This window comes from Halomonas bluephagenesis (assembly GCF_054790765.1).
Window position 1 is genome coordinate 3,071,497 of the sequence record NZ_CP133631.1, and the last position, 12,746, is coordinate 3,084,242.

At 53.0% G+C, this 12,746-nt stretch carries 11 protein-coding genes; 7 read left to right on the forward strand and 4 right to left on the reverse strand.

What is annotated here, in order from left to right; translation table 11 throughout:
- Positions 1-63 precede the first annotated feature (63 nt).
- Both REH51_RS13895 and REH51_RS13900 read left to right on the forward strand, forming a co-directional pair.
- Positions 64-1,668, forward strand: a complete 1,605-nt coding sequence (locus REH51_RS13895) for an alkaline phosphatase family protein (protein ID WP_234667858.1) — start codon at positions 64-66, stop codon at positions 1,666-1,668.
- Entirely contained in the window at positions 1,665-3,074 is a 1,410-nt protein-coding gene (locus REH51_RS13900; RefSeq protein WP_498936098.1) for a mannose-1-phosphate guanylyltransferase/mannose-6-phosphate isomerase, read from the forward strand. Before REH51_RS13895 ends, REH51_RS13900 begins: the two co-directional genes overlap by 4 nt.
- Before the next feature lie 19 nt (positions 3,075-3,093).
- Here the strand turns inward: REH51_RS13900 and REH51_RS13905 are convergent, their stop codons facing one another.
- The 4 genes from REH51_RS13905 to REH51_RS13920 form a co-directional block, all read right to left on the reverse strand.
- Complete coding sequence (locus REH51_RS13905) at positions 3,094-3,444, reverse strand: DUF4870 family protein (protein WP_009722440.1); 351 nt, start codon at positions 3,442-3,444, stop codon at positions 3,094-3,096.
- Between the two features lie 18 nt (positions 3,445-3,462).
- Positions 3,463-4,395: a lysophospholipid acyltransferase family protein gene (locus REH51_RS13910; protein WP_009722441.1), complete on the reverse strand. Its 933-nt coding sequence runs from the start codon at positions 4,393-4,395 to the stop codon at positions 3,463-3,465.
- Between the two features lie 3 nt (positions 4,396-4,398).
- Positions 4,399-4,791: a DUF4870 family protein gene (locus REH51_RS13915; RefSeq protein ID WP_009722442.1), complete on the reverse strand. Its 393-nt coding sequence runs from the start codon at positions 4,789-4,791 to the stop codon at positions 4,399-4,401.
- An 87-nt stretch (positions 4,792-4,878) separates the two neighbouring features.
- Complete coding sequence (locus REH51_RS13920; protein ID WP_009722443.1) at positions 4,879-5,262, reverse strand: VOC family protein; 384 nt, start codon at positions 5,260-5,262, stop codon at positions 4,879-4,881.
- A 40-nt stretch (positions 5,263-5,302) separates the two neighbouring features.
- Here REH51_RS13920 and REH51_RS13925 point away from each other — a divergent pair, with 40 nt between their 5' ends.
- The 5 genes from REH51_RS13925 (at position 5,303) to REH51_RS13945 (ending at position 12,739) form a co-directional block, all read left to right on the forward strand.
- Positions 5,303-5,941, forward strand: a complete 639-nt coding sequence (locus tag REH51_RS13925; RefSeq protein WP_009722444.1) for a class I SAM-dependent methyltransferase — start codon at positions 5,303-5,305, stop codon at positions 5,939-5,941.
- A 184-nt stretch (positions 5,942-6,125) separates the two neighbouring features.
- Positions 6,126-7,496 (forward strand): MFS transporter, encoded by a 1,371-nt coding sequence (locus REH51_RS13930; RefSeq protein WP_498936100.1) that lies wholly within the window; start codon positions 6,126-6,128, stop codon positions 7,494-7,496.
- 170 nt (positions 7,497-7,666) lie between these two features.
- Positions 7,667-9,457, forward strand: a complete 1,791-nt coding sequence (locus REH51_RS13935; protein WP_498936102.1) for an acyl-CoA dehydrogenase — start codon at positions 7,667-7,669, stop codon at positions 9,455-9,457.
- 213 nt (positions 9,458-9,670) lie between these two features.
- Entirely contained in the window at positions 9,671-11,044 is a 1,374-nt protein-coding gene (locus REH51_RS13940; RefSeq protein WP_009722447.1) for a solute carrier family 23 protein, read from the forward strand.
- A gap of 63 nt (positions 11,045-11,107) precedes the next feature.
- Positions 11,108-12,739, forward strand: coding sequence for an acyl-CoA synthetase (locus tag REH51_RS13945; RefSeq protein WP_009722448.1), 1,632 nt, complete (start codon positions 11,108-11,110; stop codon positions 12,737-12,739).
- Positions 12,740-12,746: the final 7 nt, after the last annotated feature.

Below are 12,746 nucleotides of genomic sequence, written 5' to 3' on the forward strand. Positions count from 1 at the left end.
CAAGCTTTTTAAACTCCATTAAGCGTGTAATGTTGAGGTGATTGCTATGCTGTTGAAGCGCTGATGATTCGTCTTCTACTCACGTGTATAACGCTCAACTTTCTACTGGTATTGCCGCTTTGGTGGCGTTTCGGTGAGATTGGCTCCCCTTTAATTGCTTGGGAAGCATGGGTAATAGCACCCGTAATGCTGCTTATTCGCCCAGGTAACTTACGTCGCTGGCTGGCTATTTTGTTGGTAAGTTGGCTTGCCTTGGTAACGGCAGCCAATCTAGGTGATGCGGCGACACACACCGCGTTTGGTCGGTCACTAAACCTCTACCTGGACGTGCCCTTGGTGCGCTCTATCTACCATTTGTTAGTAGGTAATGTAGGTCAACTAGCAGCAACTTTCCTGATGTTGTTTGGCAGCGCTGCCCTGTTAGGGAGTTTATGGGTGATGCTGCGATTGCTGTTACCTGCGAAACATCTATCGGTATGGAGGGCTCCAGGTGCTCTAGCCATCCTGGTAATGATTACTGCGGCAGGGTTCGCGGTTTCCGAGGCCAACGGCAAGCGCTTAGTTGCTAAATCAACGTTGCCTGCTGTTAACACCACGCGTTTTCAGTGGGAACAGGTAGTGGCGACTCATCAGGCAAGAGTGGCGTTTACCGAGCAGTTGCAGGATACACCGTTAGAGCCCAGGCCATTACCTGGTTTGTTGGGGCGCAACGTCTTATTAACGTTTATTGAGTCTTATGGTGTATCGGCCATTAATGACTCTCGCTATAGCAATGTCTTGCTTTCCACGTTAGATGACATACAGCAACGTTTGGGGCAGCGCGATCTACACGTTGTGTCAGGCTTGCTGAAAGCGCCTATACGGGGTGGTCAGTCATGGCTTGCCCATGCCACGGCACTGAGCGGTCGCTGGATTGATAACCAGCTATGGTACAGGCTGATGCTGGAAAGCGACCATTCAACACTCGTTGATGATTTTAGTAGCACTGGGCAGCGGACGCTCAGTGTCATGCCCGCCATTACATTGGCTTGGCCAGAAGGGCTGGCCTACGGCTTTGATGAGATTGCGGCAGCGAAAGATTTACCCTACGCCGGGCCGCCGCTGAACTGGGTCACAATGCCCGATCAGTTCACTCTGGATTACACCCAGCGACATTTGTTGGGAGACATGCCGGTATTCGCGCAACTCGCACTGATTTCTAGCCACGCGCCATGGACGCCAATTTTGCCCGTTTTCGAAGACTGGTCGATGATTGGCGATGGGCGTATTTTCGCCCCTTGGGAGGAGGCCGGCGATCCGCCAGAAGTGCTCTGGCAGGATATTGAGCGCATCCGTGACCATTACGCGTGGTCAATAGACTACGCTGTGAAGGTCACAGGGCGCTGGGCTGAGCGAGTGGTTGATGACAACACACTATTGATTGTACTTGGAGACCATCAGGCGGCACCGTTGATTACTGGCGACAACGCCAGTGCTGCAGTGCCTGTGCATGTGATTAGCGGCGATCCTGGGTTATTAGCACCTTTTAAAGCACGTGGTTTTATTAATGGCATGTTGCCTGCACTGGAAAGCCCAGAGGAAGCCGCGAAAATGAGCCAGCTGCGTCATTGGTTGCAGCAAGACTTTGGTACGCCAGCATTAACCACTTCTACAGGGACGACACCATGATCCAGCCCGTCATTCTTAGCGGTGGCAGCGGTACGCGGCTTTGGCCACTCTCACGTGAGCAGATGCCAAAGCAGTTCTTGCGCTTAACGTCATCCCAAAGCCTGCTGCAGCAAACGCTTGCGCGTTTGGAGGGGTTGGATACTCAGCCGCCGATGTTGATGGGGCACCATGCTCATCGGTTCTTAATGGCGGGGCAGCTGCGTGAGAGCGGTCTAGCGGGAACGTTGGTGTTAGAGCCAGAAGGGCGTAACACGGCACCGGCAATTGCTTGCGCTGCGCTATTAGCCCGTCAAGCGGGCGAGGATCCACTGTTACTTGTGCTTCCAGCAGACCACGTTATCGGCAATGTAGTAGCGTTTACTCACAGTGTCGCTTGCGCAGAGCCGCTTGCTGCCCAAGGGTATCTCGTTACGTTTGGCGTGGTCCCTACCTATCCAGAAACAGGCTATGGCTATATTGCATGTGGCAGCCCTTTGGGCGGTGGTCACCAGATAGCATCATTTATCGAGAAACCTAGCGCAGAGCGTGCCCAGCATCTTTTAGAAGCAGGCAAGACCCTGTGGAATAGCGGTATGTTTTTACTGCAAGCATCCACTTACCTGTCTCAGCTTGAACGTTTGCAGCCAGCCATGCTGGCAGCCTGCCAACAGGCTGTTGACGACGCTCATCGTGACTTGGACTTTTTACGTTTAGGTGAAGATGCATTTTGCTCATCTCCGGCGGAGTCGATCGACTACGCCGTCATGGAACACTGTGACCACGCAGCGGTGGTTCCGTTGGATGCCCAATGGAGCGATATTGGTAGCTTTGATGCGTTATGGGCAACGCAAACGCCCGATAAAGCGGGCAACGTAGTTAACGGTGACGGGATCCTGGCCAATACGCAACGCTCGCTTGTTATTGCTAAGCACCGCCTGGTGGCAACGCTCGGTGTTGAAGATTTGATCGTGGTAGAAACATCAGATAGCGTGCTAGTTGCCCACCGCGATCAGGCGCAGCAGGTTAAACAGCTGGTGGCATCACTCACTCAAGCAGGGCGTCGTGAACCCCACGCTGCGCCGTTAGTTCATCGTCCTTGGGGAAGTTTTCAGGCCATGGATAGCGGAGAACGCTATCAGGTGAAGCACATCACGGTTAAACCTGGCGGGCGGCTTTCGCTGCAGCGTCATCACCACCGTGCTGAACACTGGGTCGTCGTGAGTGGCACCGCCCAAGTCACGGTGGGCGAGCAAACCTTTCTCGTTAGTGAAAACCAATCCACCTATATCCCCATTGGTGCGCTACACCGACTGGAGAACCCTGGGAAAATTCCTTTAGAGTTGATCGAGGTGCAGTCGGGCAGCTATTTAGGGGAAGATGACATCGAGCGTTTAGACGATGTGTACGCTCGCCTCAGTGATGAATAGGGGGTTGGATACTTAGTTATTACCAGAGCCAGCTGCCAGGACGAGCCGGTGGCTCTCCCTTGCGTACTGCAACCCAGCCAATAATGCAGCGCACACAAAGCCACACCACTAATAGTGGCCATAGCAATGTGCCCACTAACATTAAGCTAAGGGTAAAGGTAACTATAAAGTAGAGACAGCCTATCCAAAAAGTACGGATCAAATAACGGTAGTGAGCTTGCAGCCACGGCGCCGCTTCATTGCGATACACATAAGCGATAATAACGCCAATCAACAGCGTAATATTTGCTGTTACTAGGCCCGCTAAGTAAAGTGCGTAAATGATTTGTGGCGGGCGCATTTCCTCTTTGGGAATATAACGCTGGGTCATAAATTTTCTCATTACCCTTCAGTAAAGCCTAAATTGTTTGGCGTTTGCTAGCCCTTGCTGTTGCTCTATTACTTTGCGATAGCGCTTGTATTCCCACTGATACTGCGTCGGATCAAGAGCGATTGATGCTTCTACGCTGGCATTAACGCCAGTCGCCGATACCACATCATCTTCGCTGTAAACCTGCTCGTCGGCGTCAAGGAAATGAATTTCAAATCCTTTGCCGGGCACCCGTAAGGCAACGCCAGTAACTACCCTTGCCTGAGTGCGGGCGACTAGTTTGGGTAGCAGCGTTGCCGTATAAGCATCGCGTCCATAAAAAGGGGCGAATACACCGCTGCCCCAGTTTGGTTCTTGATCCGGCAAGATGCCGATAGCTTCGCTACGCTTTAGCGCTTTAAGAAGGGCAGCAACGCCTCTGGCGTTGGTGGGTACCAAGCTTGCTCCCATACGCTCACGGCCATGGCGAATAATTGGCTCAAGGTCGGCAATTTTGGGTGGCTCGTACATGGCGGTAAAAGGAAAGTGGCTGGAGAGCCAAAAGTTAAGCACTTCCCAATTACCAAAGTGTGGGGCAAGCACAATCACGCCGCGGCCATCGGCACGGGCGCTGTCTAGTTTATCTCGGCCATGAACCGATAAAATGCTGGCCTCTACTTTTTCGGGAGCAGCCATCCACGCATGGCCAAGTTCCAACATGGTGGCTGCCGAGTGGCGCAGGCTTTGTATGGCAAGTGCTTTGCGCTGGCTGGTAGTGGCCTCAGGGTTAACCACTTGCAGATTGATTTCCGTTACCTGGCGTTCTCGTTTACTAAAGCGATAGACCAGCGGGCCTAATAGCACGGCGATACGCCAAAGAACGGCAAGTGGCCAACGCGCCAGTAGTTTCCAAAGGCCTGTGATGGCACGTGCCTGGAAAAGCGATTTTTTAGAAGTTGCCTGCTCTGTCATAAGTTACAGGAACCAGCTATCAACGTTGGTTGGTGCACGCTTCTCCTGCAGACCCTTAAAGCCTTTCACACAGCGAACAATAAACCATACGGCCAACGCCAATAGCATGGGAATGCCAATCAGAATAAACGTTAGCAAAGTGGCGATGCTGCCGTAGAGCAGCCCAATCCAAAACGTGCGGATCTGATAGCGGTAGTGTTCATCCAGCCATTCAGGGCCTTTACCACGATAGACATAGGCGATAACGATGCCCACAAGCGAGGTGAACCCTACCAAAAAGCTTGCCAAATAAAGCGCGTAAATCACCATCGCCATAGTGGTGTCCGGCTGTTCTGAGGGCGTGCTTTCGTTAATTACTTCACCTTCTAAAGGTGCTTTATTGGCATCGTCGCGCATAACCGATCCTTTTTGCTATTCGCCATGAGGCGCCCTTAAGGGCACCGTTAAAGCCCACTATGATAGCGCGGCTGGCGCGGCTTATCATTAGCGGGCAGCAGGTCGGCAAATTTCCAGCAAATTACCGTCTGGATCGCGTAAGTAAATCGACTCAATTGGGCCATTGGCGCCTTGGCGGGCAACCGGGCCAAGCTCTACGTCAATAGCAAGCGCATCCAAATGCTGCTTGAACTCATCCAGCGGCAGCAGGCAGCGTAGGCATAAGTCCAGGCTGCCAGGGGTTGGAGTGGCAGAAACAGGGGCAATGTCGGTGTCGGTTTGATGCAGACGCAGTGCAGTGTCGCCGAGTATAAGATCAACCCGCTGTGCGTCTCGGTAGCGCACGTCTAAACCAAGCACACGAGAGTAAAAATCCACGGCGCGACCCATATCAGTCACCGTAACAACAAGATGGTCCAAACCTGAGAGCATGCCACTTTCCTTAAATACAAACGTAAAACATGAGAATACGATGATGCGACGCTGCCCGCTATGCAATACGCCTCACCCGACGCTATATCACCAAGACCGTCGCCGCGATTACTACCAGTGTGCCACGTGTGCCTTGGTGTTTGTGCCTGCTGAACAGCATTTAAATGCACTTCAAGAAAAAGCAGAGTACGACCAGCATCAGAATTCGCCGCATGATACGGGATATCGGCGTTTTCTGGGGCGTTTATTTGACCCATTAGTGGCTAAACTGCCGCAAGGTGCCCGAGGGCTGGACTTTGGCTGTGGTCCAGGTCCTACGTTGTCGGTAATGTTTGAAGAGGCGGGGCTCGCGATGGCGATTTACGATATTTTTTATGCCCCAGACGTCGCAGTGCTGAACTGTCGGTATGACTTTATTACTGCCACCGAGGTAGTAGAGCATTTGTCATCACCTGGCGACGAACTTAGCCAACTGGTCGAGAAATTAGTCCCTGGGGGCTATCTTGGGGTGATGACAAAACGTGTCAGCACCCCCGAGGCATTTGCCCGCTGGCACTACATTAATGACCCAACCCATGTGTGCTTTTTCAGTGAAGCGACGTTTTGTTGGTGGGCTGATCAGCGAGGTTTGTCAGTGGAATTTCCTGGCAATGACACGGCAATATTTAAAAAACACTAATTTATATACCAAGGCTATGAAAAAGCATTGACTTTGTAGCATTGAAAGCAATAATTGCGCGCCCGTTTTCTGCCTGCCTGATGTGATGGGCGTGCTTGAGATAGGCGAGCTAACGGCTAACCTCTCGTTATTCGTGCTTATCGTTATTCGGGCCACTCTTTATTCAGGCAAGGTAGGTATACACATGTCGCGGCAACTGCTAGCTATGGCGCTAGCGCCCTTATTAGGGCTGTTTATTCTTGGGATTGGCAATGGCTTTCTCGCCACGCTGATTACCGTGCGGCTAGACGCTGCGGGCGAGTCGGCAACGGTGATTGGTATTGTCTCCTCGGCTTACTTTATTGGCTTAGCGTTAGGTGCATTGGTTAATGACCGTTTGCTACTGCGTATAGGCCATATCCGCGCTTACGGTAGCTTTGCTTCACTGGTTGCTGTCACGGTGTTACTGCAAGGGCTGTTTTTTGACCCTTGGGCTTGGTTTGTGCTGCGCTTAATTGGCGGCTGGGCCACCGTGGGCGTTTACTTAGTGATTGAAAGTTGGTTGCTGACATCGGGCGATCAAAAAGTACGTGGTCGATTGCTAGCGATGTATATGATCTCGCTGTACGCCGCGGGTGTGCTGGGGCAGTTGCTGTTGGGGGTAACCAGTGCCATGGGGGTAACGGCTCCCTTTATGGTGATTGGTCTATTGGCGTCTTTATCGGTGCTGCCCATGGCAATGATTCCACGGGTATCGCCCATTATAGAGCACGCTGAGCCGCTTCCGCCGCACCGTTTGATTACCATGACGCCGACGGGAGTGATGGGGAGTTTAGGGTCTGGCATGGTAGTGGCTGGCGCTTATACCTTGCTGCCACTGTATTTGCAGCGCATTGGCATGAGCGTCAATCAGGTGGGGCAAATGATGGCCGTCGTGATTCTTGGCGCTATGTTACTTCAATACCCCATTGGCCGCTGGTCTGACCGCCACGACCGTCAAATCGTATTGATCGGAATCAGCGCTTTCTGTGTAGTGATTTCGGCGGCCATGATATGGCTGCCAATGTCGACGCCCTTGCTGGCAGCGCTGCTGTTCTTACTGGGTGGCGGTGTATTTGCGCTTTACCCGGTGGCGGTTAGCCATGCCGCCGACCGTGCTCCGGCAGGCGCACTGGTACGCATGAGCCAGGGCCTGTTATTAATCAACTCCATTGGGGCCACCATCAGCCCGCTTATGATCTCTCCGGTAATGACCGCCATGGGAGATGCGGGGCTGTTCTGGGCATTTGGCTCACTGAGTCTGTTTTTCCTCTTGTTCTTTGGTTGGCGGCGCAGCGTGCGGCCTGCACCGGTTCCCGTGGCTCCCTTTACACCAACAACGCCGATGACGGCGGCAGGTGCCGAGCTAGTGGTCACAGAGGAACTGATGCAAGGCGCGCTCGAGCACGAGCACTTGGAAGACCTTTCTGATGTCGTGCCTGACGTGGGTGCGGTTGAACCCATTGTTGGCCCGCCCTCAGAAGACCAAACCCATATCGTTTATTACGATGATGTGGAAACCGAGGCTCGTCGATAATTAACTCGGGCGGATAGGGCAAAATTGAGACAAAAACGTAGATAGTGAGCTGATGTTATTTCAGCAGGTGAGACCTTGGGCTAATGGTGTGATGAAAGTAGTGAAACTACTATTCGTGATAGTGTTTTTACTAATTGCTGTTTATCACCGATTTCCGCTGAGGTTTTGCCATGAATTATTATGCCGCGCCGGTACGCGATTTGCGTTTTGTGCTCGAAGAGTTACTCGCACACCGCTCGCTTGCACTGCCAGGCTTTGAAAAAGCCACTCCCGACTTGGTTGAGGCGGTGCTGGAAGAGGCAGCAAAACTCGCAGGCGATGTGTGGGGGCCACTCAATAGTGTCGGTGATCGGCAAGGTGCCAAGCGCCACACGGATGGTAGTGTCACCACCTCGGAAGGGTTCGCTGCGGCCTACCAAGCGTATGTAGAAGGCGGCTGGAATGGCATTGGTGTTTCTGAAGCGCTAGGTGGCCAAAACCTACCCGAAGTGGTCGCCAGTGCCGTTCAAGAAATGCTCCACGGCGCCAATATGGCCCTGGGTCTTTGCCCTATGTTGACGGCAGGCGCGATCGAAGCGCTGGCGCATCACGGCAGCGAAACGCTAAAAACGACGTATCTCCCCAAGCTCGTTGAAGGTACCTGGACAGGTACCATGAATCTGACGGAGTCTCAGGCAGGCTCCGATCTTTCTAAAGTACGCACTAAAGCCATCCCAGAAGGCGACCACTACCGCATTAGTGGCCAAAAAATCTATATCACCTGGGGCGAACACGACGCCGCCGAAAATATCATTCACCTTGTGCTGGCGCGCAAACCCGATGCGCCCGAAGGCAACAAGGGCATTTCACTTTTCCTAGTGCCCAAGTTTCTGGTTAATGCGGATGGCTCGCTGGGCGAGCGTAACGACGTGACCTGTGCCTCTATTGAACACAAGCTGGGCATTCATGGTTCGCCTACCTGCACCTTAAGCTTTGGCGAGAATGACGGCGCTATCGGTTATCTGGTGGGGGAAGAGGGACGTGGCCTCAACCACATGTTCACCATGATGAACGAAGCGCGTCACAAAGTGGGTATTCAAGGTATCGGTTTGGCAGAGCGTGCTTGTCAGCATGCATTTGCTTATGCCTTGGAGCGCACCCAGGGGCGTTCGCCTAAATCTCGTGGCGGTAGTGAATGCACTATCAGCGACCACTTAGATGTGCGCCGGATGCTGCTCTCAATGCGCGCTCGTACCGATGCCCTTCGTGCCCTGGCGCTTTACTGTGCTGGTCAGTTGGACCTTGCCCGGCACAGTGAAAGCGACAACGAGCGCCAAACTGCCCAGGCGTGCGCCGATGTACTGATCCCTATCGTCAAAAGCTTTTCGACCGACCAAGCCGTGGATATCGCATCGATGGGTATTCAGGTGCATGGCGGCATGGGCTATGTGGAAGAAACTGGCGCCGCCCAGCTACTTCGAGACGCACGAATTGCGCCTATTTATGAGGGTACGAATGGCATTCAGGCTCTCGATTTAGCGGGGCGTAAGCTACAGCGTGATGGTGGTGCGGCATTAACAGCACTGATAGATGACGTGCTCAATACGGCAGAAGCGCTGCGAGCCGAATCTAGCCTTACATCACTTGGTGATGCACTGGCTGCAGGAGCCGACGACCTGCGGGCCGCTATGCAGCTTGTGCTTGAGCAAGGCAGTGACCCAGAAACTGGCCCAGATGCGGTGCAGGCCTATGCGACGCCGTTGCTCAATCTGGCAGGCCATGTGCTGTGTGCCTGGCAGATGGGAAGCGCCGCACTTCATGCGACCAGCGCGCTACAAAAGGGCAGTGATGAGCCGTTTTATCGCGCCAAGCTGTGTAGCGCCAATTTTGTTATCACCCAGTGGCTGCCGAATGGCCGCGCGCAACGCGCGGTTATCGAAGCGGGTATGCAGTGCCTGAGTGACTTCGAATTAACGCCATAAACTACCCACAAGCGTGATTGCTTAACCATTGATTTCCGCCGACCCATTGGGTCGGCGGCTTACGTTAATACGCAGTGAAACGATCGTTTTAAAGCGTATCGCTGTGCTTAATCGCGCCAGTACGGCTGTGTGTATTGTCACGCTGAATCGTTGTTTCGGTTCAAAGCAATGGTATTCACAACAACATTAATGACTAAAACCAAGGAGTACTTCATGCAACTTAAGCACCGCCAGCACGGTGAAGAGCAGCCATATTGGCCCTTAGGGCCGTTTAAAGTGCGGCTCCCCTTTGTCCATTATCGTTGGGAAATGGCAGAGATGATTCAGGGGCTCATCATGTTTGTGGTTAGCCTGGCGATGATTCCGCTTTTAGAGCAGTTCCTTGGTTTGCCTTATGATGTTGCCCTGGCGTATGTGGTGGTGTGCGGCGTCGGCTTTATGCTTCCCGCGTTGCTAGGCGTGCCGATGGTGCCCGGCTGGATTACGCCTGCCGTGCCGGTGGTGTTGGCGTTCCTGGGTGATTTTGAGCCAGGCCCTGAGGCTATTCAGGCGCTGTTCGCACTTCAATTCTTGGTCTTTCTGATTTTCTTAATCTTAGGGGTAACCGGGCTGGGCCGTAAGCTGGTTCACCTGGTTCCTAACTCCCTTCAGGCGGGCATTATTATCGGTGCCGGTATCGCGGCCATTACCGGTGAAATACAGCAGGGTGGGCGTTTAGCTGAGACCCCTGTGTCACTGATCGCCGGTATGTTAATTGCTATTTTCATGCTGTTTTCGGTGGCCTTTAAACGCTGGGTGGAAGATCACGCAATCATGCGCAAAATTGCCAACTACGGCATGGTGCCAGGCATGATTATCGCGATTCTGGTGGCTTGGGCGATTGGTGAGTACCCACGCCCTACCATTGAGTGGGGGATTACCCAGCCGAATTTCACTGAGATGTGGAACTACCTACCTTTTACAGTCGGCTTTCCTGGCGTTGATGTCTTTGTGCTGGCCATACCCACGGCGGTGATTGCCTACGTTATCGCGTTCGGCGACATTGTCGTAGGGCGTACGTTGATGTCCCGTGTGGATCATATTCGTACCGATGAAAAAATCGACTACAGCACGGATCGTATCCACCACGTCACCGCTATTCGTAACGGCATGCATGCTTTCTTTGCCCCCTATCCTGGTTTGGCGGGCCCGATCTGGACTGCTGTAACGGCCACCATGGCTGAGCGTTATAAGAATGGCCGACATGCCATGGAATCGATTTATAGCGGCGGCGGCACTTTCTGGATTACCGGCTTTATTGCGCTATTTACGCTGCCATTGGTCAGCATGTTTCAGCCGGTGTTGCCCATTGCACTCTCGCTCACCCTGCTGCTGACTGGCTATATTTGCTTAATGGTAGGTATTGAACAGACTAAAACCACCGCTGAGCGTGGCGTCGCAGGCACGATGGCCGTCGTATTGGCGGTATATGGTGCAGGGTGGGGGTTAGCCGCGGGGGTCGTGCTGTACGTGTTAGTACAAAAAACAAATATGTTCGGGCGTGAGCCTGCGCCTAGCCAAGACGCGGAAGAGCAAGATCAACGCTAACGATAAAAAAGCTATTGCGCGATTAACTATCAAGATAAAAACGGTCAACACAAAAGGTGATTTATGAACGCATCCATTTTTGAGCAGGGCATGCCACCCACGATTGCTAACCATGTACCGCTATCTCCATTGACGTTTATTGAGCGTTCGGCGGCGGTGTATCCTGATTACCCGGCGGTGGTGCATGGCACAACGCGCCGCACCTGGGCAGAAACCTGGACTCGTTGTCGCCAGTTGGCTTCGGCGCTTGAAAAGCGCGGCCTTCAGCCCGGCCAAACGGTGGCGGCAATGCTGCCGAACATCCCGGCGATGTTTGAAGCCCATTTTGGGGTGCCACTGGCAGGGTGCGTGCTTAATACTTTGAATATTCGCCTGGATGCCGAAGCAATCAGCTACATGCTGGCCCATGGTGAAGCGAAAGCCATTCTTGTTGATCCTGAATTTGCACAGGTCATCAACGACGCCGTTGCCTTATTAGACGATAAGCCGCTGATTATTGACGTTTTCGATCTGGAGTTTTTAGGCGAAACCCAAGGCATTGGTGAGGTTGAGTATGAAGCGTTGCTTGCAGAAGGTGAGGCTGACTATGCCTACACGCTGCCTAAAGATGAGTGGCAAGCTATTTCACTTAATTATACTTCGGGAACTACGGGCAAGCCTAAAGGGGTGGTTTATCATCACCGTGGCGCCTACTTAAACGCGGTCAGCAATATCCTAGAGTGGGCCATGCCACATCATCCGGTGTATCTCTGGACCCTGCCGATGTTCCACTGCAATGGCTGGTGTTTCCCCTGGACGATTGCCGCCAACGCCGGTGTTAGCGTGTGCCTGCGCAAAGTCGACCCAAAGCGGATCAACGACCTTATTGTGGATGAGAAGGTCACGCATTTCAGCGGTGCGCCGATTGTACTGAATGGACTTGTGAACTTGCCGGCTGATCAGAAGCGTGAATTTGATCATCCCGTGAAAGTGACCACCGCCGGTGCCGCGCCGCCTGCGTCAGTGATTGCTGGTGTTGAGAAACTCGGCATTGAAGTGACCCATGTGTACGGGTTAACCGAGGTTTATGGCCCGGTGACGGTTTGCGCTTGGCGTGAAGCGTGGAATGAGCTACCGCTGGAATCCCGTGCCAAGATCAAGGCTCGCCAAGGGGTGCGCTACCACATGCTTGAGGCGCTCTGCGTGGCTGACCCGCTATCCCTTGAACCCGTCGCGAAGGATGGCGAGACCATCGGTGAAATTTTGATGCGTGGCAACAACGTGATGAAAGGCTATCTGAAGAATGCCGAAGCCACTGAGAAAGCCTTGGAAGGGGGCTGGTATCACACCGGTGATCTCGCGGTTTGGCACGCCGATGGCTATATCGAGATTAAAGACCGTTCTAAAGACATCATTATTTCCGGCGGTGAAAATATCTCCACCATCGAAGTGGAAGATGCCATTTATAGCCACCCTGCGGTAGAAGAAGCCGCCGTTGTGGCTAAGCCCGATGAAAAGTGGGGTGAGACACCTTGCGCGTTTGTTAAATTAAAAATCGGTTATGGTGAAATTACCGAAGCCGACATTATTGCTCACTGCCGAGAGCATTTAGCGAGCTTCAAAGTACCCAAGACCGTCATTTTTAGTGAACTGCCAAAAACGTCAACGGGAAAAATTCAAAAGTTTGTGCTGCGTGAAGAAGCGAAACAGCACTGATTCAGGG